At 65.5% G+C, this 25,753-nt stretch carries 23 protein-coding genes; 7 read left to right on the top strand and 16 right to left on the bottom strand.

The features are described from left to right. Nucleotides 1–81: 81 nt before the first annotated feature. The 5 genes from miaA to NP552_RS08470 are packed head-to-tail and all read right to left on the bottom strand — an operon-like array spanning nt 82 to nt 5,708. Nucleotides 82–1,056 carry a tRNA (adenosine(37)-N6)-dimethylallyltransferase MiaA gene (gene miaA, locus NP552_RS08490; RefSeq protein ID WP_043863536.1) on the bottom strand — a complete coding sequence of 325 codons (975 nt, stop codon included), beginning with the start codon at nt 1,054–1,056 and terminating at the stop codon, nt 82–84. Between the two features lies 1 nt (nt 1,057). Next, nucleotides 1,058–2,965, bottom strand: coding sequence for a DNA mismatch repair endonuclease MutL (gene mutL / locus NP552_RS08485; RefSeq protein WP_043863537.1), 1,908 nt, complete (start codon nt 2,963–2,965; stop codon nt 1,058–1,060). Continuing rightward, a complete protein-coding gene (locus tag NP552_RS08480) occupies nt 2,962–4,386 on the bottom strand; it encodes an N-acetylmuramoyl-L-alanine amidase (protein WP_274096633.1) in 1,425 nt (474 codons plus the stop codon). Before NP552_RS08480 ends, mutL begins: the two co-directional genes overlap by 4 nt. Nucleotides 4,387–4,389: 3 nt before the next feature. Beyond that, a complete protein-coding gene (gene tsaE, locus NP552_RS08475) occupies nt 4,390–4,860 on the bottom strand; it encodes a tRNA (adenosine(37)-N6)-threonylcarbamoyltransferase complex ATPase subunit type 1 TsaE (protein WP_058541593.1) in 471 nt (156 codons plus the stop codon). Beyond that, nucleotides 4,848–5,708: an NAD(P)H-hydrate dehydratase gene (locus tag NP552_RS08470; RefSeq protein WP_274096632.1), complete on the bottom strand. Its 861-nt coding sequence runs from the start codon at nt 5,706–5,708 to the stop codon at nt 4,848–4,850. The genes tsaE and NP552_RS08470 overlap by 13 nt, the downstream gene beginning before the upstream one ends. Nucleotides 5,709–5,772: 64 nt before the next feature. Between NP552_RS08470 and queG the strand changes: the two genes are divergently transcribed. Then, the gene (gene queG, locus NP552_RS08465) at nt 5,773–6,840 is read left to right on the top strand and encodes a tRNA epoxyqueuosine(34) reductase QueG (RefSeq protein WP_043863541.1); all 1,068 of its coding nucleotides are present in this window, start codon (nt 5,773–5,775) and stop codon (nt 6,838–6,840) included. 87 nt (nt 6,841–6,927) lie between these two features. Here the strand turns inward: queG and NP552_RS08460 are convergent, their stop codons facing one another. Both NP552_RS08460 and orn read right to left on the bottom strand, forming a co-directional pair. Further along, nucleotides 6,928–7,542 (bottom strand): trimeric intracellular cation channel family protein, encoded by a 615-nt coding sequence (locus NP552_RS08460; RefSeq protein ID WP_173925102.1) that lies wholly within the window; start codon nt 7,540–7,542, stop codon nt 6,928–6,930. Between the two features lie 90 nt (nt 7,543–7,632). Continuing rightward, nucleotides 7,633–8,175 carry an oligoribonuclease gene (gene orn / locus NP552_RS08455; protein ID WP_043863543.1) on the bottom strand — a complete coding sequence of 181 codons (543 nt, stop codon included), beginning with the start codon at nt 8,173–8,175 and terminating at the stop codon, nt 7,633–7,635. 100 nt (nt 8,176–8,275) lie between these two features. On the opposite strand from orn, the gene rsgA reads away from it, so the two are divergent. Then, nucleotides 8,276–9,307 (top strand): small ribosomal subunit biogenesis GTPase RsgA, encoded by a 1,032-nt coding sequence (rsgA, locus tag NP552_RS08450; RefSeq protein WP_043863544.1) that lies wholly within the window; start codon nt 8,276–8,278, stop codon nt 9,305–9,307. Nucleotides 9,308–9,310: 3 nt separating this feature from the next. On the opposite strand, the gene NP552_RS08445 is transcribed toward rsgA, so the two are convergent. Continuing rightward, nucleotides 9,311–9,598 (bottom strand): DUF3077 domain-containing protein, encoded by a 288-nt coding sequence (locus NP552_RS08445; RefSeq protein ID WP_043863545.1) that lies wholly within the window; start codon nt 9,596–9,598, stop codon nt 9,311–9,313. 681 nt (nt 9,599–10,279) lie between these two features. On the opposite strand from NP552_RS08445, the gene NP552_RS08440 reads away from it, so the two are divergent. Continuing rightward, on the top strand, nt 10,280–10,759 hold the full coding sequence (locus NP552_RS08440; RefSeq protein ID WP_274096631.1) for a molecular chaperone Tir: 480 nt from the start codon (nt 10,280–10,282) through the stop codon (nt 10,757–10,759). Nucleotides 10,760–10,826: 67 nt separating this feature from the next. On the opposite strand, the gene motB is transcribed toward NP552_RS08440, so the two are convergent. Further along, on the bottom strand, nt 10,827–11,843 hold the full coding sequence (motB, locus tag NP552_RS08435; protein ID WP_043863547.1) for a flagellar motor protein MotB: 1,017 nt from the start codon (nt 11,841–11,843) through the stop codon (nt 10,827–10,829). 3 nt (nt 11,844–11,846) lie between these two features. Then, nucleotides 11,847–12,698: a flagellar motor stator protein MotA gene (gene motA / locus NP552_RS08430; RefSeq protein ID WP_043863548.1), complete on the bottom strand. Its 852-nt coding sequence runs from the start codon at nt 12,696–12,698 to the stop codon at nt 11,847–11,849. Between the two features lie 148 nt (nt 12,699–12,846). Here motA and NP552_RS08425 point away from each other — a divergent pair, with 148 nt between their 5' ends. The 3 genes from NP552_RS08425 to asd are packed head-to-tail and all read left to right on the top strand — an operon-like array spanning nt 12,847 to nt 16,096. Then, nucleotides 12,847–14,367, top strand: a complete 1,521-nt coding sequence (locus NP552_RS08425) for an HDOD domain-containing protein (protein ID WP_054916178.1) — start codon at nt 12,847–12,849, stop codon at nt 14,365–14,367. 46 nt (nt 14,368–14,413) lie between these two features. Then, entirely contained in the window at nt 14,414–15,220 is an 807-nt protein-coding gene (locus NP552_RS08420) for a rhodanese-like domain-containing protein (protein WP_043863550.1), read from the top strand. Nucleotides 15,221–15,229: 9 nt separating this feature from the next. Continuing rightward, nucleotides 15,230–16,096 carry an archaetidylserine decarboxylase gene (asd, locus tag NP552_RS08415; protein WP_274096630.1) on the top strand — a complete coding sequence of 289 codons (867 nt, stop codon included), beginning with the start codon at nt 15,230–15,232 and terminating at the stop codon, nt 16,094–16,096. A 153-nt stretch (nt 16,097–16,249) separates the two neighbouring features. On the opposite strand, the gene serB is transcribed toward asd, so the two are convergent. Further along, the gene (gene serB, locus NP552_RS08410; protein ID WP_043863552.1) at nt 16,250–17,464 is read right to left on the bottom strand and encodes a phosphoserine phosphatase SerB; all 1,215 of its coding nucleotides are present in this window, start codon (nt 17,462–17,464) and stop codon (nt 16,250–16,252) included. A 135-nt stretch (nt 17,465–17,599) separates the two neighbouring features. Here serB and NP552_RS08405 point away from each other — a divergent pair, with 135 nt between their 5' ends. Further along, nucleotides 17,600–19,093 carry a HAMP domain-containing protein gene (locus NP552_RS08405; RefSeq protein WP_043863553.1) on the top strand — a complete coding sequence of 498 codons (1,494 nt, stop codon included), beginning with the start codon at nt 17,600–17,602 and terminating at the stop codon, nt 19,091–19,093. A 69-nt stretch (nt 19,094–19,162) separates the two neighbouring features. Here NP552_RS08405 and NP552_RS08400 read toward each other — a convergent pair whose 3' ends face one another. The 5 genes from NP552_RS08400 to parE form a co-directional block, all read right to left on the bottom strand. Further along, complete coding sequence (locus tag NP552_RS08400) at nt 19,163–19,873, bottom strand: PqiC family protein (protein ID WP_043863554.1); 711 nt, start codon at nt 19,871–19,873, stop codon at nt 19,163–19,165. A gap of 172 nt (nt 19,874–20,045) precedes the next feature. Next, nucleotides 20,046–22,310: a DNA topoisomerase IV subunit A gene (gene parC / locus NP552_RS08395; protein ID WP_054915737.1), complete on the bottom strand. Its 2,265-nt coding sequence runs from the start codon at nt 22,308–22,310 to the stop codon at nt 20,046–20,048. A 10-nt stretch (nt 22,311–22,320) separates the two neighbouring features. Then, nucleotides 22,321–22,839 carry a retropepsin-like aspartic protease family protein gene (locus NP552_RS08390; RefSeq protein ID WP_078479871.1) on the bottom strand — a complete coding sequence of 173 codons (519 nt, stop codon included), beginning with the start codon at nt 22,837–22,839 and terminating at the stop codon, nt 22,321–22,323. After that, nucleotides 22,836–23,822 carry an esterase-like activity of phytase family protein gene (locus tag NP552_RS08385; RefSeq protein ID WP_213606809.1) on the bottom strand — a complete coding sequence of 329 codons (987 nt, stop codon included), beginning with the start codon at nt 23,820–23,822 and terminating at the stop codon, nt 22,836–22,838. The genes NP552_RS08390 and NP552_RS08385 overlap by 4 nt, the downstream gene beginning before the upstream one ends. Next, the gene (gene parE / locus NP552_RS08380) at nt 23,819–25,723 is read right to left on the bottom strand and encodes a DNA topoisomerase IV subunit B (RefSeq protein ID WP_043863558.1); all 1,905 of its coding nucleotides are present in this window, start codon (nt 25,721–25,723) and stop codon (nt 23,819–23,821) included. The genes NP552_RS08385 and parE overlap by 4 nt, the downstream gene beginning before the upstream one ends. Between the last annotated feature and the right edge of the window lie 30 nt (nt 25,724–25,753).

Here is a 25,753-nt window from a genome sequence, read left to right as displayed (position 1 = left end):
TAAGGATCAATAGTAAAAAATCAAAGAAATATGATGGCTCAGGCCGCCCCACCCCCAAGAGTAGACGGCAATTGCAGGGACTCAGCCCAATATGGAGACCGATCCCAGGTATTTCAAGGTGCGTGGCAGATTGTCGCAAGCCAGGCTGTCCAACCAGTGCAGATCGGCCCAACTGCGTAACCAGGTAAACTGCCGCTTCGCCAATTGGCGAGTGGCAATGATGCCGCGCTCCTGCATTTCAGCTGCACTCAACTTGCCATCAAGGTGATCCCAGACCTGGCGATAACCGACTGCCCGTATAGACGGCAGCCCTGCATGCAAGTCACTTCTGGCACGCAGTGATCGGACCTCGTCGACGAAGCCCTGTTCCAGCATTTGCCCAAATCGTAGCGCAATTCGCTCGTGCAGCACCTTTCGATCCTGCGGGGCGATTGCCAGGCTGGCGACAGTATAGGGCAATTGTTCCTGGCCCGAAGCGCCTGCGACGCTACTTTGCGCCGATTGACGCTCGCGATGTGACGTCATCGTCATGCCGCTGACCCGGTACACCTCCAGCGCCCGTACCAACCGCTGCGGATCGTTGGGGTGAATGCGCGCCGCCGATTCGGGGTCGACCGCCGCCAGCTGGGCGTGCAAGGCCTGCCAGCCCAGCTGTGCAGCCTCGGCTTCAAGCTCGGCACGCACCTGCGCATCGGCCGCAGGCATATCGGCCAGGCCTTCGAGCAGCGCCTTGAAATACAGCATGGTGCCGCCCACCAGCAGCGGGATATTGCCGCGCGCGGTGATCTCGGCCATGGCCTGCAGCGCATCGCGGCGAAAATCGGCTGCCGAATAGCTCTGGGCCGGGTCGAGGATGTCGATCAGCCGGTGCGGGTGCTCGGCCAGCAACGCCTTGGACGGCTTGGCGGTGCCGATGTCCATGCCGCGGTAGACCAGCGCCGAATCGACACTGATCAGCTCGCACGGCAGCACCTTGGTCAGCTCGATGGCAAGGTCGGTCTTGCCGGCGGCGGTGGGGCCCATCAGGAAGATGGCCGGGGGATTGCGAACTGCCATATCAGCGACCGCGCAGGAACAGTTTGTCCAGATCGTCCAGGCCCATCTGGGTCCAGGTCGGTCGGCCATGGTTGCATTGACCGCTGCGCTCGGTGTTTTCCATGTCGCGCAGCAGGCCGTTCATTTCCGGCAGGGCCAGGCGCCGGTTGGCGCGAATCGCGCCATGACAGGCCATGGTGCCGAGCAGCTCGTTCAGGTGTGCCTGGATACGGTCGCTGGTGCCGTATTCCATCAGGTCGGCCAGCACGTCCTGCACCAGGCGATTGGCCTCGGCCTGCTTGAGCAACGCAGGGATCTGCCGGATCGCCAGGCTTTCCGGGCCCAGGCGCTGCAGTTCGAAGCCCAGGCGCTGGAACCACGCCGCGTGTTCTTCGGCGCAATCGGCCTCGCGCTGGCTCAGGGCCAGAGACTCGGGCACCAGCAGCGGCTGGCCGCTCAGGCCCTCGCTGGCCATGGCCACCTTGAGCCGCTCGTACATGATCCGCTCGTGGGCCGCATGCATGTCCACCAGCACCAGGCCCTGGGCGTTCTCGGCAAGAATATAGATGCCCTTGAGCTGCGCCAGCGCATAGCCCAGCGGCGGAATATCGCCCTGGCCCTGAGGCAGGTTGGCCGGCTCGCTGCCGGGCAGCGGGGCGAAGAATTCGCGATACACCCCCTGGGCCTCGGCCGCGGGCAATGCCTGGGCCGGACGCGGGGTGTACTGGTACTGGTAGCCGGCGCCCGAGCCACTGCCCGCGGCGCTACCCGCCGTGTTCAGCATCGGCTGCGCCGGGGGCTGTTCGAGCAGATTGGCGGCCAGGCGCATCTCGCCCTGGGGGCCGAACTCGCCGGCCTGCAGGCCACTGGGGCGCTCCACCTCGGGGGCAGCGGCTGCACCCGGCTGGTGATCCTGCGGGCGCACATCGGCCAGCGCCCGGTGCAGGGTGCCGTACAGGAAGTCGTGCACCATGCGCCCGTCACGAAAGCGCACCTCGTGCTTGGTGGGGTGCACGTTCACGTCCACGCCGGTGGGGTCGACCTCCAGAAACAGCACGAAGGTCGGGTGCCGGCCATTGAACAGCACGTCGCGGTAGGCCTGGCGCACCGCGTGGGCGACCAGCTTGTCGCGCACGGCACGGCCGTTGACGAAGAAGTATTGCAGGTCGGCCTGGCTGCGCGAGAAGGTCGGCAGGCCGACCCAACCCCACAGATGCAGGCCGTTGCGCTCCACCTCGATCGGCAGCGCCTGCTCCAGAAAGCCCGGGCCGCAGATCGAGGCCACGCGCCGTGCGCGGGCCGTGTCGTCATGGGCTTCATGCAGGCTGAGGACGCTCTTGCCGTTGTGGCGCAAATGAAAGGCCACGTCGAAGCGCGCCAGCGCCAGGCGCCGGATGACTTCCTGCAGATGGTCGAATTCGGTTTTTTCGGTCTTGAGGAACTTGCGCCGGGCCGGGGTATTGAAGAACAGGTCGCGCACCTCGACCGAGGTACCCACCGGATGCGCTGCCGGCTGCACCCGCGGGGACATGTCGCGGCCTTCGGTTTCAACCTGCCAGGCCTGGTCGGCGTCGCGGGTGCGCGAGGTCAGGGTCAGGCGCGCGACCGAGCTGATCGACGCCAGTGCCTCGCCGCGAAAGCCCAGGCTCATTACCCGCTCGAGGTCTTCCAGGTCGCGGATCTTGCTGGTGGCGTGCCGCGCCAGGGACAACGGCAGGTCGTCGGCAGCGATACCGCTGCCATCATCGCGCACCCGCAGCAGCTTGACCCCGCCCTGCTCCACCTCGACGTCGATGCGCCGGGCACCGGAGTCGAGGCTGTTTTCCAGCAGCTCCTTGATCACCGAGGCCGGGCGTTCGACCACCTCGCCTGCGGCGATCTGGTTGGCAAGCCGCGGGCTGAGCAGCTCGATGCGAGCGCCGCTGCTCATGGCTGGCCAGCCAGCGTGGTGGCCGGTACGTCGAGGTTCTGGCCAACCTTCAGCTCATCGGTTTTCAGACCGTTGGTGCTGCGCAGGCTGGCCACGCTGACCTGGTAGCGCACGGCGATCATGGCCAGGGTCTCGCCCGGACGCACGGTGTGCTCGCGCGGGCCCTGGGCGATCTTGCCGCTGTCACGCAGGAAGGCGATGTAGGTGCCCGGCGGCGGGTTCTGCTGGAAGAACTGGCGCACGCCACTGTGGATCGAGCGCGCCAGGGCCTGCTGATGGCTGGCAGTGGCCAGCTTGGAGGCCTCGTTGGCGTTGGAGATGAACCCGGTTTCCACCAGGATCGACGGGATGTCCGGCGACTTGAGCACCATGAACCCGGCCTGTTCCACGCGGCGCTTGTGCAGCGGGGTGACCCGGCCGATATTGCCCAGCACCTTCTGCCCCACGTTGAGGCTGGAGCTGAGCGAGGCGGTCATCGACAGGTCGAGCAGCACGCCCGCAAGCATGCGGTCCTTGTCGTCGAGGCTGACGTTGCCGGCACCCCCGATCAGGTCGGAGCGGTTTTCGCTGTCGGCCAGCCAGCGCGCCGTCTCGGACGTGGCGCCACGGTCGGACAGGGCGAACACCGAGGCACCGAAGGCCGCCTTGGACGGCGCGGCGTCGGCGTGGATCGAGATGAACAGGTCGGCGCCCTTCTTGCGCGCAATCTCGGTACGCTTGCGCAGCGGGATGAAGTAGTCGCCGGTACGCGTCAGCTCGGCGCGAAAGCCCTTCTCGCTGTTGATCTGGCGCTGCAGTTCCTTGGCGATGGCCAGCACGATGTCTTTCTCATGCTGGCCGCGCGAGCCGGACGCACCCGGGTCTTCGCCGCCGTGACCGGCGTCGATGGCGATCACGATGTCACGCTTGCCGCTGGGCACCGGGGTCAGCTTGATCGCCGGCTGCGTCGGGGTCACCGGCACGGCCGGCGTGGTGGCCACCGACGGGGTCGGGGTGTGTGGCGTGGCGTCGGATTCCTGATCGAACAGGTCGACCACCAGACGGTTGCCGTACTGGGCGTTGGGCGCCAGGGTGAAGCTCTTGGGCGTCACCGACTTTTTCAGGTCGATGACCACGCGAAGGTCGGTAGGGGTGCGCTGCGCCGAGCGCACGCTGGTGATCGGGGTATTGGAGGTGGACACGTTCAAAGGCGCACCCAGGGTTGCGCCATTGATGTCGATCACCAGGCGATCCGGGGCCGTCAGGGTGAACACACTGTGCTGCACCGGGCCGGACAGGTCGAACACCAGGCGTGTGTTGTCCGGCGCACGCCATAAACGGACACTCTTTACTTGCGTGATCGCGAAGGCATCGACGGTTACTGCCGCCAGCAGCAGTCCTACAACGCCAAACAGTGCGCGAAAGCGCATACCTATCCCCATTTTCTAATTGATATCCAAGGCCAGAGCGGCACACCAGGCTTCACCGCGAGAGCCCTGCGGCAACAGGTTCAGCGAACGCCCGTCCGCCTGGGGGCTTATGGTAATGGTCAGGTCGGGCTTTGGCAAAATGCCCGCCCCCTTCTGGGGCCACTCGAACAGGCACAGGGCGTCGTCTTCGAAGTAGTCGCGAATGCCCATGAACTCCAGCTCCTCCGGATCGACCAGGCGATACAGGTCGAAATGGAAGGCACGAATGTCGCCAATCTCGTAGGGCTCAACCACGGTGAAGGTAGGACTTTTCACCGCGCCGGTGTGTCCCAGACCACGGATGATGCCCCGTGACAGGGTGGTCTTGCCGGCCCCCAGGTCACCCTCGAGGAAAATCACGCCGTGACCCTTGGTCACCTGGGCGATACGGGCACCGAACTCACACATGGCCGCTTCGTCGGCCATAAACAGGGTTACACCTGACACGCTGAATGCTCCTCCAGAACTTGACGAATGACCGGTATCAGGTCGCTGGCCGCCAGCCCGCGACCTTGTACGCCCAAGCGCTCGCCGGCACAGGCGTGCAGCCACACCCCCAGGCAGGCGGCGTCCCAGGCCGGCATGCCCTGGGCCAGCAGCGCACCCAGCACGCCGCTGAGCACATCGCCCAGGCCGGCACCGGCCATGGCCGGGTGACCGCGCTGGCACAGTGCCAATTGCCCGGCCGGGTCGGCCACCAGCGTGCCGGCGCCTTTAAGCACACACACCGCCGCGTACTTGCGCGCCAGCTTGAGCGCCGCCCAGGAGCGATCGGCCTGCACCGCTTCGGTGGAAATCCCCAGCAGGCGCGCCGCCTCCCCCGGATGCGGGGTAATGATGCTGCCCGCCGCCAGCGGCAAGGGTGCTTGCGCCAGCAGGTTCAGCGCATCGGCATCCCACACCTGGGCGTGCCTGGCCGGCACCACCGCCGAGAGCAGGCTGCGCCCCCAGGCGGCCTGCCCCAGTCCGGGTCCGACCACCAGTACGGTGGCGCGTTCAATCGGCGCCATCAACTGGTTGGCCGAATACACGCCCAGGCTCATCACCTCGGGCAGGCGGGCCAGCGCGGCGGGCAGTTGCTCGCTGCGGGTGGCCAGTGACACCAGGCCGGCGCCGCAGCGCAGCGCCGCCTCGGCACTGAGCAGCACCGCACCGCCCGTGCCACGGTCGCCACCGACCACCAGCACATGGCCGAAGTCGCCCTTGTGTGCGGCATTCGAGCGCGGCGCGAGGCTCGCCAGGGTGACGCTGGTGAGCACCAATGGCTGATTTGCAGGGTGTTTGGTCTGAGGCATGCGTCGTTCGGCTCCGATGTCTGGCAGAATTATACGCACCTGAGTCATCGTTGCCCTATTTCGCATGTCTGCTTCCCCCCTCGATCTACCCGCCCTCGCCCAATCGATCAAGGATTGGGGCCGTGAACTGGGCTTTGCGCACGTCGGCATTGCCGGTGTGGAGCTGGGCGAACACGAAAAACACCTGGAACGCTGGCTGGCCGAGGGCTATCACGGCGAGATGGAGTACATGGGCGCCCATGGCAGCAAACGCTCGCACCCCGACGAGCTGGTGCCGGGCACCTTGCGCGTGGTGTCGCTGCGCATGGACTACCTGCCGGGCGACACGCAGATGGCGCAGATGCTCGCCCAGCCCGAAAAGGCCTACATCTCGCGCTATGCGCTGGGGCGCGACTACCACAAGCTGGTCCGCAAGCGCGTACAGCACCTGGCCGAGCGCATCCAGAAAGACATCGGGCCGTTCGGCTTCCGCGCCTTCGTCGACAGCGCGCCGGTGCTGGAAAAGGCCATCGCCGAACAGGCCGGGCTGGGCTGGATCGGCAAGAACACCTTGTTGCTCAACCGCAAGGCGGGCAGCTACTTCTTCCTCAGCGAACTGTTCGTCGACCTGCCGCTACCGGTGGACGAGGCGCAGGCCACCGAGCATTGCGGACGTTGCAGTGCATGCCTGGACATCTGCCCCACCCAGGCCTTCGTGGGGCCGTATGTGCTGGATGCGCGGCGCTGCATTTCGTACCTGACCATCGAACTGAAGAGCGCGATCCCCGAAGAGCTGCGGCCGCTGATCGGCAACCGGGTGTTCGGCTGTGACGATTGCCAGATCGTGTGCCCGTGGAACCGCTTTGCCCGGCCCACCGGCGAAGCGGATTTCAAGCCGCGCCACGGGCTGGACAATGCCGGGCTGGCGGAGCTGTTCATGTGGGATGAAGAGACGTTTCTGGCCAGCACCGAAGGCTCGCCGCTGCGCCGGGCGGGGTATGAGCGCTGGTTGCGCAACCTGGCGGTGGGGCTGGGCAATGCGCCCTCGACCATCCCGGTGCTGGAGGCGCTCCAGGCGCGGCGGGAGTATCCGTCGGAGCTGGTGAGGGAGCATGTGGAGTGGGCGCTGCGTCAGCATCAGGCACGCCTCTAGGCAGGCGGTGCGGCCTTCGCCGGCAAGGCCGGCTCCTACACAGGCCGGTACCGTCTGTAGGAGCCAGCCTTGCTGGCGAACAGGCCCTCAATGCTCGTCGTTGTACTGGAACTTCGGCATTTCCCAGCGAAACCGTATCGCCAGCAGCCTGAGCAGCAACCCGCCAAACAGCGTCAGCAGAATCGCCTGCTCCCCCGGCACCTTGAAGTACACGCACCCCAGGTAGAACCACGCCGCCAGAAACGACACGCTGGCATACAGCTCACGCCGGAAGATCAGCGGAATGTCGTTGCAGAAGATATCCCGCAGGATGCCGCCAAACACGCCGGTGATCACCCCGCTGATCGACGCCACCAGCATGCCCTGGCCCATTTCCAGCGCGGTCATGCAGCCAATCAGGGTGAACGCCACCAGCCCCAGCGCATCGAGCACCAGAAACAGCGAACGCAGGTGGCGCATCAGCGGCGCGATAAAAATGGTGATCAAGGCCGCCACGCTGGTCAGCACCAGGTACTCCGGGTGCTTCACCCAGGTCAGCGGGTAGTGGCCCAGCAGCACGTCGCGCACCGAGCCTCCGCCCAGGGCCGTGACGCAGGCGATCAGCACCACGCCGAACCAGTCCATGCCGCGCCGCCCGGCCGACAGCGCCCCGGTCATGGCTTCGGCGGTAATGGCGATCAAATAGAGCATCAACAGCATGATGGCGCAGGTCCGTGCAAAGAGGCGCGCAGTCTACCCAGTTGCCCCAGGCACCAAAAGGGGGCGCGCCAACGATTGTTGGCGCAGTGCGGGTCAGAACTTGATGAAGTGCTCGCGGTAGTGGCGCAGCTCGGCGATGGATTCGCGAATATCGTCCAGCGCCAGGTGCGTGCCACCCTTCTTGAAGCTGTCGCGCACCTCGGGAGCCCAGCGTGCGGCCAGCTCCTTGAGGGTGGACACGTCCAGGTTGCGGTAGTGGAAGAAATTCTCCAGCTCGCGCATGTGGCGGTACAGGAAGCGACGGTCCTGGCAGATGCTGTTGCCGCAGATCGGCGACTTGCCCTTGGGCACCCACTGCTCCAGGAAGCGGATCGTCTCGGCCTCGGCCTCGGCCATGCTCACCTTGCTCTCGCGCACGCGCTGGGTCAGGCCGGAGTTGCCGTGGGTACGGGTGTTCCACTCGTCCATGCGCGCCAGCACCTCGTCACTGTGGTGGATGGCGATCACCGGGCCTTCGGCCAGGGTGTTCAGGTCACTGTCGGTGACGATGGTGGCCATCTCGATGATGACGTCGCTGTCCGGATCCAGGCCGGTCATTTCCAGATCGATCCAGATCAGGTTCTGTGGGTTCTGCATGATTCTGCTCCTCGGTAGGCGCGCAGTTTAGCCTAGTGGAGCGTGCTAGACTCGACGCCGTTGCACCCTCACATGCTTTGCTTGACGAAACGAGACCTACATGGCCAAACGCCAGCTCAATCGCCGCCAGAACTGGCGCATCGAAAAAATCCAGGGTGAGCGCGCCGCCCGCGCTGCCAAACGCGAACAGCACACGCTGGACACCCTCGAAGGCGGCGACCTGGGGCCTGAACAACTGGGCCTGGTGATTGCACACTTCGGCGTGCAGGTGGAAGTCGAAGCACAGGACGGCGACGTGGCCGGCCAGGTGTTCCGTTGCCACCTGCGTGCCAACCTCCCGGCGCTGGTCACTGGTGACAAGGTGGTATGGCGCGCCGGCAACCAGGGTATCGGCGTGATCGTGGCGCAGATGCCGCGCAGCACCGAGCTGTGCCGCCCCGACAGCCGTGGCCAGCTCAAGCCGGTGGCGGCCAACGTCGACCTGATCGTGATCGTGTTCGCCCCGGCCCCCGAGCCGCATGCCAACCTGATCGACCGTTACCTGGTGGCCGCCGAGCATGCCGGTATCCGCCCGCTGCTGCTGCTGAACAAGGCCGACCTGATCGACGAGCAGAACGCCCCGGCGCTGAATGCGCTGCTGGCGGTGTACCGTCAGCTGGGCTACCCGCTGCTGGAAGTGTCGGCGCACCATGGCGACGGCATGCAGCAGCTGCAGACCTTGCTCGATGGGCACATCAGCGTGTTCGTCGGCCAGTCCGGTGTGGGCAAGTCGTCGCTGGTCAACAGCCTGCTGCCCGATGTCGACACCCGCGTGGGCGAGCTGTCGGAGTGGTCGGGCCAGGGCCAGCACACCACCACCACCGCGCGGCTGTACCACTTCCCGGGTGGCGGTGAGCTGATCGACTCGCCGGGCATTCGCGAGTTCGGCCTGGGGCACGTGAGCCGGGCGGACGTAGAGGCCGGCTTCATCGAGTTCAACGACCTGATCGGCACCTGCCGCTTCCGCGACTGCAAGCACGACCGCGAGCCGGGCTGTGCGCTGCTCAAGGCGCTGGAAGACGGGCGCGTGCAGCAGCAGCGCATGAACAGCTATCGCTCGATCATTGCCAGCCTGCCGCAGGACAGCTACTGACGGTCATGGCGCAGGCGTTTGTTCGATGAACATCGCATGCGCCACATCCTCGACCAGGGCCTTGGACATGCCGCTCAGGTAATGTGCCGCCCAGACAAGCGTGCCATCCGGCTCGATGCCGGCTTGCAAGGTGAGCTTGTAGGCGCAACTGAGCAGCAGGGCTGATTGTTCCAGGGCGAAGTCGGCGTTGTGGCCGGCTTGCACGCGAAACAGGCGCTCGGCGGTGGGGCCGCCTTCGCCTTCGCCGAAAGTGCCGACGCCTAGTGTCTTGAAGACTGAGCTGTTTTCCATCTGTTATCTCCCGACGACTTTCTTAATTGGCTCTACGGGCGTCTTCGCCGGCAAGGCCGGCTCCTACAGGTACTGCGAGCCTTTGTAGGAGCCGGCCTTGCCGGCGAACGAGCGCGCAGCGCTCGCGATCAGTGCACGAGAGGATGTCTTCGAGGGGCAGATTGGCGTATTGGGGTGGATCGGGGACGATTTTCAACATGACCAACTCCAGTATCAGTGGAGCTACCACGCTTTGCTGTCAAACAAATAGGTGGCAGCTGTACGCGGGTTGACAGACCGAGGATACCGGAACTCGGCGCACACGAAGTGCCCCACGCACAGCCGCCATAAAGCGATGCACATGTGGTCCGAAATCAGTAACGGCCTGTCAAAACCGGTCGTTGAACACCAACGACGCAACGCAGACTAGAGCGCTACCGTGACCACCGCAATGGCGGGAAAGCGGCAAAAGTATGATTGGGAAGGGGCCTACAGGGAATAGGGAAATTCCGAAGGTTCGCCTTACGCGGACACCTGTAGGAGCCGGCCTTGCCGGCGAAGGCGTCAGTTGTTGCAACACATTTGTAGGCCTTTTCACCCAGGCATGTAGTCCACCTCCTGATTCAATCCCACGCCTTGCACCACGCGTCGTAATCATCAAAGGTATCCCGCACCAGATTTGCGCCCACCAGGGACCTCCGGATGCCAGTCTCACTCCTCTACTGCCGCAACGACCTGGCCGCCGCCATGGCCATCGGCGAGCACCTGCGCCTCGAGGGCCTCGCCACCTGCCTGGAGGCCATCGACCCCCAGGCCGACGATGCCTGCACCCTCACCACCCTCATCAGCCGCAGCCTGCACGGCTGCACCCACCTGATCGTGCTGGTGTCGGGCAACACCTGCGGCGCCTGGTGGGTGCCCTTCGCCCTGGGCGCCGCAGCGCTGGCCGACCGACGGGTCGCCACGTTCCAGCTGGGCGAGCCGGCCAGCCCCACCTACCTGGGCGAACTGCCGGCCATGGCGCAAGCCACCGACCTGGACCTGTTCGTCAGCGCGTACCGCCTGGAACACACCCTTGGCCGTGCCCTCAACCTGCCCACGCAGGCCGCACCTGGCGACAATCGCTGCAATGCCCAGCACTTCCAGGCCGAGCTCAAGGCCAGCATCGGTCGCGGCTACTGAAATGCCGAACCCCACACAGCACAACGCCCGCACGGATCACTCCATGCGGGCGTTGTCGGCTGCCGGCTCACTGCGGCTTGTTGGGCTCGTCCATCTTCAACACGCCATCCTCGAAGATGTTCAGCTTCTCGCGCAGTTCACGCGGCTGCATCGGCTCGGGCTCGGGCGTCGGTGCCGCAGCGCCCGGCGCAGGTGCCGCGCCCGGCTGGGCTGCGTCCGGCGGCGTCGGCGAGGTCTGTTCGCCCTCGATGGTGCGCTGGGCCTTCTTGGTCAGCACGATGATGTCGATACGACGGTTCACCGGGTTGAGCGGGTTCTCGCGGTCGAACAGCGACGACGATGCATACCCCACCACCCGCGCCACCTGGGCATCCGGATAGCCACCGGCCACCAGCGCCCGACGCGCCGCGTTGGCACGGTTGGCCGACAGCTCCCAGTTGCCGTAATCACCGGTGCCGGCGTAGGGCTTGGCATCGGTGTGGCCGCTGATGCTGATCTTGTTCGGCACCGCCTTGATGGTGTCGGCCATGGCCAGCAGGATGTCCTCGAAGTACGGCTGCAGGCGCGCACTGCCCAGGTCGAACATCGGCCGGTTCTCGGCGTCCATGATCTGGATGCGCAGGCCGTCCTGGGTGATCTCGAACAGGATCTGGTCCTTGAACTTCTGCAGTTGCGGGTTCTCTTCGACCTTGTTCTGCAGCTCCTGCAGCACCAGGTTCAAGCGGTCTTTCTCGACCTGCTCGGCCATGCTCTCGACCGCGTCCTTGTCCAGCTGGATGCTGGTGTCAGGCGTCGGCTCGGACTGCACTTCAGGGTTGATGGTCTTTTCCGGGGCCAGCTCCGGCGAGCCGCCCAGGTCGATGATGTACGGGGTGCCACTCTCGGAGAACCCGATGGGGTCCTTGAAGTAGCCGGCAATCGCGATCTTCTGCTCGGGCGTGGCGGTGGACAGCAGCCACAGCACAAGGAAGAACGCCATCATCGCCGTGGCGAAGTCGGCGAACGCGATTTTCCAGGCGCCGCCGTGATGGCCGCCGCCGAAGCGCTTTACGCGCTTGATGATGATCGGCTGATTGTTTTCCATGGATCAGCGACCGCGAACTGCTTGTTCCAGCTCGGCAAAGCTTGGACGGTGCTTGGGGAACAGCACCTTGCGACCGAACTCCACCGCCAGCGATGGCGGCATGCCGGAGGCCGACGCCACCAGTGCGGCCTTGATCGCCTCGTACACGTTGACCTCTTCCTTGGCGTCGTGGGCCAGGGAGGTGGCCAGCGGGCCGAAGAAGCCGTAGGCCGCCAGAATACCGAAGAAGGTACCCACCAGCGCCGCACCCACGTGCAGGCCGATGGACTTCTGGTCGCCCTCGCCCAGCGAGGCCATGGTCACCACGATACCCAGTACCGCCGCCACGATACCGAAGCCGGGCATGCCGTCGGCGATGCCGGTCACGGCATGGGACGGGTGGTCGAGCTCTTCCTTCATGCTCAGCAGTTCCATGTCGAACAGGCCTTCGAGCTCGTGCGGGGCCATGTTGCCGGTGGACATGATGCGCAGGTAGTCGCAGATGTACGCGGTCATGCGCTCATCCTTGAGTACCGCCGGGTACTTGGCGAAGATCGGGCTGGCCGCGGCGTCTTCGATATCGCCCTCGATCGCCATCATGCCTTCGCGCCGGCTCTTGTTGAGGATCTCGTAGATCAGGCCCAGCACTTCTATATAGAAGGTGTGCGAGAAGCGCGAGCCGAACATGCTCAGCGACTTCTTGATCACGTGCATGGTCATGTAGCCGGGGTTGGCCTGCAGGAACGCACCAAAGGCGGCACCGCCGATGATCAGCACCTCGAAAGGCTGAATCAGGGCCGCGATCTTGCCGTGAGAAAGAACGTATCCGCCAAGCACGCTCGCGAATACGACAATGATGCCGATAATTTTAGCCATAGATTGGAAGCACTTACTGTCGTGGTCAGGGTCGGGGGCGGAAGTTCGTAAAACTCTTCTTCTACTTATCGGCAGTTCTGCGCCAGACTATAGCCAGTCAAGGCGAAAAGCCAGTTCGGCCACCTCCCAGCATGCCTAGTGAACTCACGTGCCAACTCAAATTCCAAAGACCCTAGACGCCTGGATCAAACTGCTCGACAGCGTGCAACTGCCGGTGCCGCTGGACAGTCACGAGCGGGTAAAAGCCGCCATCGGCGACAGCCGCCGCTCGCTGCGTGACATCGCCGATCTGATGCAGGACAGCCCCGCGCTGGTGCTCAGCGTGATGCGCGAAGCCAACCGGCATACCCACGCCAGCATGGCCGAGCCGGCCGAAAGCCTGGAAATCGCCCTCAACCGGCTTGGCCTCAAGCGCGCCGAAGAACTGCTGCTGCGCCTGCCCACCGCGCCGCCGGCGCAGATCCCCAAGGCCCTGCGCCACCTGCAGATGATCAGCCTGCATGCCAGCCAGCAGGCCAGCGGCCTGTTCGCCAGCCAACTGGCGCGGCTGTGGCAGGAGATCCACTGGGGCAGCCTGCTGTTCCTCTCGCCGTTGTGGACCCTGGCCCTGGCGCACCCCAAGCTGATCGAGGAATGGGAAGTGCGCGTGGTGCACCGCGGCGAGCCGGCCCTGCGCGTGGAGCGCGAACTGTTCGGTGTGCCCCTGCTGGCGCTGTGCCGCGCCCTGGCCGACTACTGGCGCTTGCCCAACTGGGTCACCCAGGGCTATCACGTGCTCAGCGAAGAACGCCGCCTGCTGGTCAAGGTCATGCACATCGCCCGCCTGCACGACAACCCGCTGCGCCAGCAACAGCTGCTGGACGCCGACCCGGCCCTGCGCCGCTGGCTCAACCAGCCGGCCAATACCGTGCTGCTGGCCAACGGCCTGGCCCTGGCGGCGCAGCACGCCTGGGACTGCCCGCACAGCCAGCGCTGGCAACGCCTGACCAGCCTGTACCTGCAGGTGCCGCTGAGCGACGTGCAGCAACAGGTGCACCAGCAGGCCGCCAACAGTGCGCGCCTGCACGCCGACGACGACCTCTACCACCCCGCCGAATCGCTGATCTGGCCGACCGGCTCGCACTACGTGCACCGCCGCCTGCGGCCTGCCGACGTGCCCTCGACCGAATCGCTGGGGGCCTGGCGCAAGTACTGCGCCGACCTGCTGGTGGAGCCCAGTGCATTCACCAACGCCATGCACCTGACCACCTACGCCCGCGATGCCCTGGTGGCCTGCGGCATGCAGCGGGTGATGATGCTGATGGCCGACAAGGGCATGACCCACCTGCGCGTGCACCAGATCGCCGGGCTGCCCGCCGAGGCCGGCGGCCTGGTGGTGCCGCTCGCCCAGAGCAAGCTGCTGCAACGCCTGCTGACCCAGTCGGCACAACTGCGCCTGACCCCTGACAACTATGCCCAGTTCGGTGCCCTGCTGCCCGGCACCCTGCGCGTGCTGTTCCGTGGCCAGCACCTGCTGCTGCGCTCGCTGTCGAGCAACGGCAAGGTGGTGATGGTGGTGCTGGCCGACCAGGGCGGCGGCCCGTTCTCGGAGATCAGCGTGCAGGCGTTCGGCAAGACCGCCCAGTGCATCGAGCGCGCCCTCACCGCCTTCAGCAACCGCAGCACCTGACCCATGCGCTACAATCGCCCACTCTGTTCCGATCTGGAGACTCTGGATGACTGACTTTTCCGGCTTGCCCCTGGTGATTGAACCCGCCGACCTGCAAGCCCGCCTGGATGCGCCGGGGCTGATCCTGGTCGACCTGACCAGCACGAAACGCTATGGCAGCGGGCACATTCCCGGTGCGCGCTTCGTCGACCCCAAGCGCACCCAGCTGGGCCAGCCACCGGCGCCCGGGCTGCTGCCGAGCCAAGGCGACCTGGAAAAGCTGTTCGGCGAGCTGGGGCACAACCCGGACGCCGTGTATGTGGTGTATGACGACGAAGGCGGCGGCTGGGCCGGGCGCTTCATCTGGTTGCTGGATGTGATCGGCCATACCCGCTACCACTACCTCGACGGTGGCGCGCTGGGCTGGACCGGCGAGCTCTCGACCGATGTGCCCGCGCCCGCTGCCGGCAGCGTCAGCCTGACCCTGCACGAAGCCCCCACCGCCACCCGCGAATACCTGCAAAGCCGCCTGGGCGCTGCCGACCTGGCGGTCTGGGATGCGCGCAGCCCGCAGGAATACCGGGGTGAGAAAGTGCTGGCCGCCAAGGGCGGACACGTCCCGGGCGCGGTCAACTTCGAGTGGACGGCCGGCATGGACCAGAACGATCACCTGCGCATCCGCAAGGACATGCCCCAGATCCTCGAGCAGCTGGGCATCACCCGCGACAAGGAAGTGATCACCCACTGCCAGACCCACCACCGCTCCGGCTTCACCTATCTTGTGGCCAAACACCTGGGCTACCCACGGGTCAAGGCCTATGCCGGCTCATGGGGCGAATGGGGCAACCACCCCGACACGCCTGTAGAAGTTTAAGGAAATTCAATGAAATCCCGCTTGTTCATCATCAGCCAGTACCTGCTGCCCCACCACCTGCTGTCGCGCCTGGCCGGCTGCGTGGCCGAATGCCGCGTGAAATGGTTCAAGAATGCCTTCACCGCCTGGTTCGCCAAGCGCTACCAGGTCGACATGTCCCAGGCCCAGGTCGAAGACCTGACCGCCTACGAGCACTTCAACGCATTCTTCACCCGCGCGCTCAAGCCGGATGCCCGCCCGCTGGACCAGACCCCGGGGGCGATCCTGTGCCCGGCCGACGGCGCTGTCAGCCAGCTGGGCCCGATCGAGCATGGCCGCATCTTCCAGGCCAAGGGCCACAGCTTCAGCGCCCTTGAGCTGCTGGGCGGCGACCCGGCCAATGCCGCGCCGTTCATGGGTGGCGAATTCGCCACCATCTACCTGTCGCCCAAGGACTACCACCGCGTGCACATGCCGCTGGCCGGTACCCTGCGCGAGATGATCTACGTGCCGGGCCGGCTGTTCTCGGTCAACCAGACCACCGCCGAAAACGTGCCGGAGCTGTTTGCGCGCAACGAGCGCGTGGTGTGCCTGTTCGATACCGAGCGCGGGCCGATGGCCGTGGTGCTGGTGGGCGCGATGATCGTGGCGTCGGTCGAGACGGTATGGGCCGGGCTGGTCACGCCGCCCAAGCGCGAGCTGAAGACCTTCCGCTACGACGAGGCAGCGCGTGCACCGATCTACCTGGAAAAAGGCGCCGAGCTGGGCCGCTTCAAGCTGGGTTCGACGGCTGTCGTGCTGTTCGGGCCAGAGCAGGTGAAGTGGGCCGAATCGCTGGGTGCGGGGTCGGTGGTGAACATGGGCCAATGCCTGGGGTTGCCGGCGCAGCACGCCTGACCCAACAAAAAGCCCGCAGCGATGCGGGCTTTTTTGTGCCTGGCTGTCGGGCCTCATCGCGGGTCAAGCCCGCTCCCACAGGGGCTGCACGGCCTTCTGGAGCGATGGCAAACCTGTGGGAGCGGGCTTGACCCGCGCAGCGGCCCCGCTTTCTCAGTCGCGACCGTCGCGATCCCTGAAGCCCAGCAGATACAGCACCCCATCCAGCCCCAGCGTCGAGATCGCCTGCTTGGCCGACTGCTTGACCAGCGGCTTGGCCCGGAACGCCACGCCCAGGCCGGCAATCGCCAGCATCGGCAGGTCGTTCGCACCGTCGCCCACGGCAATCGTCTGCTCCATCTGCAAGCCTTCCTTGCGTGCAAGCTCGGTCAACAGGTCAGCCTTGCGCTGCGCGTCGACAATCGGCTCCACGGCCACGCCGGTCACCTTGCCGTCCACCACTTCCAGCTCGTTGGCGAACACATAGTCGATACCCAGCTTGGCCTGCAGCTGCTTGGCAAAGTAGGTGAAGCCACCCGACAGGATCGCGGTCTTGTAGCCCAGGCGCTTGAGCTCGGCGAACAGCACCTCGGCGCCCTCGGTCAGGCGCAGCGAAGCACCGATCTCGTCCAGCACGTTGACGTCCAGGCCCTTGAGCAGCGCCAGGCGCTCCTTGAAGCTGGCACGAAAATCCAGCTCGCCACGCATGGCACGCTCGGTGATTTCCGACACCTGCTCGCCCACGCCTGCCGCCTTGGCCAGCTCGTCGATGACCTCGGCCTCGATCAGGGTGGAGTCCATGTCGAACACCGCCAGGCGACGGTTGCGGCGGAACAGCGAGTCCTGCTGGAAGGCGATGTCGACGTTCAGCTCCTGCGCCACGCTGAGGAACTCGGCACGCAGGGCCTGCGGGTCGGCCGGCTCGCCACGCACGGAGAACTCGATGCAGCCCTTGCCCTGGTCGGCCGGGGTGTCCAACGCGATACGACCCGACAGACGGTCGATATGGTCGATGTTCAACCCGTACTGGGCGGTGATGGAGCTCACCCGCTGCAACTGCTCGGCAGTGACCTTGCGCGTCAGCAGGGTCACGATATGGCGGGCCTTGCCCTGGCCGTCGACCCACTGCTGGTAGTCCTGCTCGGAAACCGGGGTGAAGCGCACCTGCTGGTCCAGCTTGTACCCGGTGAAGAGGATGTCCTTGAGCACGGCGCTGGCCTGCTCGGTGCTGGGGATTTCCACCAGGATGCCGAACGACAGCGTGTCGTGGATGACCGCCTGGCCGATGTCGAGGATGTTCACCCCGCCCTGGGCGAGCACGCCGGTAATGGCCGCGGTGAGACCCGGACGGTCCTCGCCGGTGATGTTAATCAGAACGATTTCGCGCAAAACGGGCTCCGACACAGTGACAAAACGCGCATTCTACCCACTTTCGCAGACCATCGGGCGCAGTCGATACTTTGCCGGCCCATGCCCTGTCGCTATACTGCGCAGCACCTTCTCCGACATAAAGAGCCGCACTCTGTGAACCGGCCCACGCCAGTTAAAACCGACAATTTCTTCCTGCTGATCTTCCGTGCCCTGCGCCAGCGCCGTGTGCCGTTGGCCTTGCGGATCGCCTGCCACAACGTGTTTCTGGTAGCGCTGGCGCTGGTCATCTACGCCGGGGTCATGGGCCTGCAGTTCAAGCAGGCCATGCACGAGCAGGCCGACGCCCTGGGTCAGAGCCTGACCACGCAGACCGCCACGTCTGCCACCGAACTGCTGGTGTCCAACGACATCCTCAGCCTCAACGTGCTGCTCGGCAACCTGGTGAAGAACCCGCTGGTGGCCCATGCCGCCATCTACAGCGTCGACAACCGGATCCTCGCCGAAGCCGGCCAGCGCCCGAAAAACGGCCTGCTGGGCGAGGTCGAGGGCCTGTATCAGACCAAGATCACCTTCCAGGACGTGACGGCCGGGCAACTGCGCATCAGCCTGGACATGAGCCAGTTCCAGCAGCCGCTGACCATCAGCCTGCAGAGCATGGGCATTCTGGCGGCGATCCTGCTGGCCCTGGCCCTGGCCTTGAGCCTGCGCCTGGGGCGCTTCATTTCGACGCCGCTGCTGCAACTGCGGGTGTGGCTGCGCGACCTGGATGCCTACACCCCGGCCACCGACCGCCAGGACGAGATCGGCGACCTGGCGCGCCAGCTGCATTCGCGCTTTGCCCCGCCACCGCCGGAGCCTGAAGCAGAGCCCGAGGAAGAAGACGACTACGACGAACATGAAGCGCAGCCGGCCTTGCAGGTGCGCAACCTGCGCGAGCCGGCGCTGGAGCCCAAGCCGGCGCTGCCCAGGCCAGTAGCGCATGATGAAGACGACGACGAGGCGTTTGCCGACCTGCGCGACGACAGCGATGCCGCGCCGCAGGCTGTAGTACCCGCTGCGCCACGCGAGCCGCAGGCCAGTGCGGTGCTGGCGGTGCAACTGGGCTCGCAGGAGCAACTGCGCCGCCTGCCTCGGGCACGTCTGACCGAACTGCTGGACCGCTACCGCGACTGCCTCGACCAGGCCGCGTCGCTGTATGAAAGCGAAGTGCACACACTCAACGATGGCAGCACGCTGCTGTTGTTCCACAGCTCGGAAAGCGGCGAGGACTACCTGACCAACGCCATCTGCTGTGGCGAACTGCTGCGCGCCCTGGGGCATGCGTTGCAGGTGGAAGTGGCCGACAGCGGGATTACCCTGCAATTGCAGCTGGGCCTGGCGCTGGGTGAAGACCTGCACGGCCTGAGCCAGATCGACCTGCTGCTGACCGACAAGGCCCAGGATGCCCTGGCGTTGTCGCAACACAGCCGCAACCTGCTGCTGGTGGAGCGCAAGGTCAGTGATGATGCGCTGATTCGCCAGCGTGCCCGCATCCGCCCGATTGCCAGCCCTGAAGGGGCATGCTGTGTGGAGCGCCTGATGGAGCCGTATCCGTCGATGCTGGAGCGCCAGCTGGCACGCATGCACGAGCGCCAGATCAAGACCTGAGGCCCCGTAGGAGCCGGTTTCAACCGGCCACAAAAAAGCCCGCATCGCTGCGGGCTTTTTTGTGGCCGGTTAAAACCGGAACACTTCCATCTCGGTACGAATCGGTGTCGCCATCGGAATCTTCGGTTTCTCCGGTTCCTTGCGCACCTGCTGTACCGGCGTGGCCTTCTTCGGCTGTTCCTGCACGATCGGCGGCTGATTGGCCAACGGCTTCAACGCCACGCTCAACTGCTCGGCCAGACGCTGCAGCAGTTGCCCCTGCGCCTGTACCTGCGCCGCCGAGCTGCCTTCATGGGGCTGCTCGAAATGCACGATGCGGTTGTCACGCACCTGGCCACGACGATCAAGCAAGCGCCACTGGGCATCGAGGATCGCCGGCTGGCCAACGCCCGAGTCCAGGCGCGTGATCGACAGCAGCACCTGCACATCCGGGTTGAACCCGGTACTGGCCGGTGCCAGCACCACACGCTGGCTGTCCAGGCGCCAGGCCAGCTGGCGCACCAGCAACTGGTCGATGTCGGCCGACAGGCTGCCCGCCCAGCGACCATCGGTCGCTGCCGTCAGGCTGCCGTCACGCTGGCGTTGCAGCAGGGTTTCGCGTTGCAGGTAGTCGGCCACCGAGACCGGCCCCAGCACCACGGCCATGCCGTTGCTCTGGCCAGGTTGCCCCGGCTCGCCACTGTCGAGCTGATACAGCGCTACCGGCTGGTGCATGCTGCACCCGGCCAAGCCCAGCACGCCACTGAGCAGTAGAACAAATGGAAGGCGCAGAAAAGTCATCATCCCATCCAGGCGGCCGCCACACGGCTTGCCGCAGTGATACTCATGAATACGTCGGGCACACAGCTACGCTGGCACCACAAGGGGCCTATCATCCGCGAAAGTTCCGTGCGACTCCAGTGTTTAAGCCGCAAACGGTCACTAAAATACCCGTTTGCGGCCACCAGGTCGCTTATTCGACGTTTTCCACCAGCAGCGCATCGACCCGCTGGAAGCCGCGCGGCAGCTTGTTGCCACGCCGCCCACGCTCGCCCTTGTAGTGCTCCAGGTCATCGCCCTTGAGCGACAGGGTACGCTTGCCGGCCTGCAATACAAGGGTCGAACCCTCGGGAATCACTGCCAGGTCGGTGACAAATTCTTCACGACTGGCCACGCGGTCGCCCGGAATGCCGATGATCTTGTTGCCCTTGCCCTTGCCCAGCTGTGGCAGGTCGCTGATTTTGAACACCAGCAGGCGCCCTTCGGTGGTCACCGCCGCCAGCCAGTCCTGCTCGCGGTTGCCCACCGGGCGCGGCAGGATCACCTTGGCGTTGTTCGGCAGGCTCAACAGGGCCTTGCCGGCCTTGTTCTTGGCCTGCAGGTCTTCGCCCTTGACCACGAAGCCGTAGCCGGCATCGGAGGCAATCACGTACAGGCCGTCATCCTCGGGCATCAGCACGCACTCGAACGAAGCACCGGGCGGCGGGGTCAGGCGACCGGTCAGCGGCTCACCCTGGCCCCGTGCCGACGGCAGGGTATGCGCCGGCACCGAGTAGCTGCGGCCGGTGGAGTCGATGAACACCGCGTACTGGTTCGAGCGCCCCGCAGCTGCGGTCTTGAAGCCGTCGCCGGCCTTGTACGAGAGCCCGGTGGCATCGATGTCGTGGCCCTTGGCCGAACGTACCCAGCCCTTCTCGGACAGCACCACCGTGACCTTTTCGTTGGGCAGCAGGTCGTGCTCGGTCATCGCACGGGCTTCGGCGCGCTCGACGATCGGCGAGCGACGGTCGTCGCCATAAGTTTCGGCGTCCTGCAGCAGTTCGGTGCGCACCAGTTTCTTGAGCTTGGCTTCGCTGCCCAGCAGCGCCAGCAGCTTGGCCTGTTCCTTGAGCAGTTCGTCCTGCTCGTTGCGCAGCTTCATCTCTTCCAGACGGGCCAACTGGCGCAGGCGCGTGTCGAGAATGTAGTCGGCCTGGATCTCGCTCAATGCAAAGCGCTCGATCAACCTGGCCCGTGGGTGCTCCTCGGTACGGATGATGTGGATCACTTCATCCAGGTTGAGGTAGGCGATCAGCAAGCCGTCCAACAGGTGCAGGCGACGCTCCACCTTGTCCAGGCGGAACTGCAGGCGACGGCGCACGGTCTGCACACGGAACTGCAGCCACTCGACCAGCAGCGTGCGCAGGTTCTTCAACTGCGGCTTGCCGTCCAGGCCGATGATGTTGATGTTGACCCGGTAGCTGGACTCAAGGTCGGTACTGGCGAACAGGTGCTGCATCAGCGCTTCGTGGTCGACGCGGCTGTGCACCGGGATGATCACGATGCGGCACGGGTTCTCGTGGTCCGATTCGTCACGCAGGTCGGCCACCTGCGGCGCCTTGGACGGCTTGGCCTGCATCATCGCGGCGATCTGTTCCAGCACCTTGGCGCCCGACACCTGGTGCGGCAGCGCGGTGACCACGATGTCGCCGTCCTCGATGTGGTACACGGCGCGCATGCGCACCGAGCCACGGCCGGTTTCGTAGATTTTCAGCAGGTCGGCGCGCGGGGTGATGATCTCTGCTTCGGTCGGGTAGTCCGGGCCCTGGATGTGCTCGCACAGCTGTTCGACCGTGGCCTTGGGCTCGTCGAGCAGGCGCACGCAGGCTGTGGCCACTTCGCGCAGGTTGTGCGGCGGCACGTCGGTGGCCATGCCCACGGCGATACCGGTGGTGCCATTGAGCAGGATGTTCGGCAAACGTGCCGGCAACACCAGGGGCTCGTCGAGGGTACCGTCGAAGTTCGGGCCCCAGTCCGCAGTGCCCTGGCCCAGCTCGCTGAGCAGCACCTCGGAATAGCGCGACAGGCGCGCTTCGGTGTAGCGCATGGCCGCGAAGGATTTGGGATCGTCCGGCGCCCCCCAGTTGCCCTGGCCGTCGACCAGGGTGTAGCGATAGCTGAAGGGCTGCGCCATCAGCACCATGGCTTCATAGCAGGCCGAATCGCCATGCGGGTGGAACTTGCCGAGCACGTCACCGACGGTACGCGCCGATTTCTTGTGCTTGGAATCGGCGTCCAGGCCCAGTTCGCTCATGGCGTAGACGATGCGTCGCTGCACCGGCTTCAAACCGTCGCCGATATGCGGCAGCGCACGGTCCATGATCACGTACATGGAGTAGTTGAGGTAGGCCTGTTCGGTGAAGTCAGCCAGTGACCGGCGCTCTACGCCATCGAGGCTGAGATCAAGGGAGTCGCTCATGCGGGCCTCATCATTTCAAGGTCTGGCGCAGCAGCAAGGTGCCGCCGCGCTGGGTAAATTCGAGTTGTTTCAGGGCACTCATGCCCAGCAGTACCTGCTCGCCGTCCAGCCCCGGCACCACCAGGGCGCGTACGTCGCGCAGCAGAATATCGCCCAGTTGCAGGCTGTCGAGGCGGGTGCGATAGCCCTCGGTACGACCATTGGCGGTACTCAGGGTCACGGGCGCACCACGCTCCAGGCTGAACTGCCGGGCCAGGCTCTCGGGGATCGCCACGTCGGTGGCGCCAGTATCCAGCAGAAAATGCACGGCCTGGCCGTTGATCAGACCGTCGGCCACAAAATGCCCCTGGCCATTGCCCAGCAGCCGCACCTCGACATAGCCATCGCCGTGCTGCGAGCTGATCTGGCTGTTGGGGTTAGCCTGGCGCTGTTCCCAGTCGCCGAAAAAGCGCGTGGCCAGGAACAGGCCGGCCGCCCACGCCAGCACCAGCATCACCCGGCCGGCACGCTTGCCCGGTGCCTGGCTCACGGTTTGGCGCTCCAGCCGCCATGGGGCGCTGCAAAGCGCCACACGATCGGGCGGTTTTCACCATCGGCGCGGCGACCGCCGTTGTTGTCCAGGCCTATCCAGGCGCCTTTGGCATCGATCACCAGGGCCTCGGCCAGGCCGAACGGCTGCGAGTACTGCCGCGATTCGATCAGGGCATCGGCAGCGAACGACCAGCAGCGCTCCACGCTTCCAGTGTCGGCATCACGCCGGCAGATACGGTAGGCGTTGCGCTCCAGGGTGAACAGCTTGCCTTCGAACAGCGCCAGGTCGGCAAAATCCCGGGGCCGCTCGCGGGCGTTGGGCATCTGCGCAGGCTGCATCTCGGTGCCGGCCTCGCTGAGCAGCACGCAGCCATCACCGCAGTGCCAGGTGGTCTGCTGGCGATTGATCGAAATCAGCCCGCGGCGCTCGCGCTCGGCGGCCAGCCACAGGCGATCGCCGGCCGGGTTCACGGCGATGCCTTCGAACAATGCATTGAAGTGCAGCAGCATGCCGCTGGCGCGCGCCTGGCGGACCATGCTCGGGTCGATCTTCAGCCAGCTGGGGTCGCCTGCGACTGGTACCTTGAGCACCGCCACATGGGTTTCGCTGACCAGGTAGTGATTGCCTGCGGCATCGCAACTGATGCCTTCGAAATCCAGCTCGCCGCCGCGCACGTAGGACATTGCCCAGTTGCTCGAGCGCAGGCCCCAGGGCAGGCCGCTGTCCGGCACCGGCGGCACCTCCAGGCGAATACCTTCGGCCTGCCACACCGTCTGGGTGGTGTCCAGGCGGTACAGCAGGTCGTCGTCGCGGTCCGAGACGGTCCAGAGCTCGCCGTTGCACAGGGCCAGCCCCGACAGGTTGCCGCCACGCATGCCCTCTACCGGATGCTCGCTCTGCATCGCCAGCTCCGGCCAGGTTTCGGCCAGCGCCGGCACGCCCAGCAGTGACAACAGCGCTGCCAGGCACCGAGCGATCAAGCCAGTACCTCGGCCAGGTTGCCTTTGGACTCCAGCCAGCTCTTGCGGTCGCCCGCACGTTTCTTGGCCAGCAGCATGTCCATGATCTCGCGGGTGCCTTCGAGGTCTTCCAGGGTCAACTGCACCAGGCGCCGGGTGTTCGGGTCCATGGTGGTTTCACGCAGCTGCGGCGGGTTCATCTCGCCCAGGCCCTTGAATCGGGTGACCTGCGGCTTGCCGCGCTTCTTCTCGGCCACCAGGCGGTCGAGGATGCCGTCGCGTTCGGCCTCGTCCAGGGCGTAGTAGATCTCCTTGCCCAGGTCGATGCGGTACAGCGGCGGCATCGCCACGTACACGTGGCCGGCCTCCACCAGCGGGCGGAAGTGCTGCACGAACAGGGCGCAGAGCAAGGTGGCGATGTGCAGGCCGTCGGAGTCGGCGTCGGCCAGGATGCAGATCTTGCCGTAGCGCAGCTGGCTCATGTCGGTGGCACCGGGGTCGACGCCGATGGCCACCGCGATGTTGTGCACTTCCTGACTGGCCAGCACTTCGCCGCCGTCGACTTCCCAGGTGTTGAGGATCTTGCCGCGCAGCGGCAGGATGGCCTGGAACTCCTTGTCGCGCGCCTGCTTGGCCGAACCACCGGCCGAGTCACCCTCGACCAGGAACAGCTCGGCGCGCATCGGGTCCTGCCCGGCGCAGTCGGCCAGCTTGCCCGGCAGTGCCGGGCCCTGGGTCACGCGCTTGCGCTCGACCTTCTTGCTGGCCTTGAGCCGGCGCCCGGCGTTGTTGATCGCCAGTTCCGCCAGTTGCATGCCCACTTCGGGGTGGGCATTGAGCCACAGGCTGAAGGCATCCTTGACCACGCCGGAAACGAATGCGGCGGCCTCGCGAGACGACAGGCGCTCCTTGGTCTGGCCGGAGAACTGCGGCTCCTGCATCTTCATCGAGAGCACGAAGCTGATGCGCTCCCACACGTCCTCGGGGGCCAGCTTGACCCCGCGCGGCAGCAGGTTGCGGAACTCGCAGAACTCGCGCATGGCATCGAGCAGGCCCTGGCGCAGGCCGTTGACGTGGGTGCCGCCCTGGGCGGTGGGGATCAGGTTGACGTAGCTTTCCTGCACGCTGTCGCCGCCTTCGGGCAGCCACAGCAAGGCCCAGTCCACGGCCTCCTTGTTGCCCGCCAGGCTGCCGCAGAACGGCGCGTCGGGCAGGCGCAGGAACTCGCTTACCGAGTCTTCGAGGTACGAGCGCAGGCCGTCCTCGTAATGCCACTCGACCTTCTCGCCGGTGCCTTTGTCCTCGAAGCTGACCAGCAGCCCCGGGCACAGTACAGCCTTGGCCTTGAGCACATGCTTGAGGCGGCTGATGGAAAACTTGGGCGAGTCGAAATACTTGGGATCGGGCGCGAAGTACACGCTGGTACCGGTGTTGCGCTTGCCGACGGTACCGATCACTTCGAGCTCGGTGGCCTTGAAGCCGTCGGCGAAGGTCATCTGGTACTCGTTGCCGTCGCGCTTGACCCGTACCCGTACCTGGTTGGACAGGGCGTTGACCACCGAAATGCCCACCCCGTGCAGGCCGCCGGAGAACTGGTAGTTCTTGTTGGAAAACTTGCCGCCGGCGTGCAGCTTGGTGAGGATCAGCTCGACGCCCGACACGCCCTCTTCGGGGTGGATGTCCACGGGCATGCCGCGACCGTCGTCGGACACTTCCAGCGAATGGTCTGCATGCAGGATGACCTGCACGGTGCGAGCGTGGCCGGCCAGCGCTTCGTCGACGCTGTTGTCGATGACTTCCTGGGCCAGGTGATTGGGCCGGCTGGTGTCGGTGTACATGCCCGGGCGCTTGCGCACCGGGTCAAGGCCGGAGAGGACTTCGATGGCGTCTGCGTTATAGGCGCTAGCGCTGGGATTGGCCATGGGTTCTCGTCGTCAGTCGTAGGTGAAAAT

The organism is Pseudomonas sp. 8209 (genome assembly GCF_028682105.1).
Lineage (GTDB): Bacteria > Pseudomonadota > Gammaproteobacteria > Pseudomonadales > Pseudomonadaceae > Aquipseudomonas > Aquipseudomonas palmensis.
Note: the sequence above shows the minus strand (reverse complement) of the source record. Positions and strands in the feature narration are given on the sequence as shown.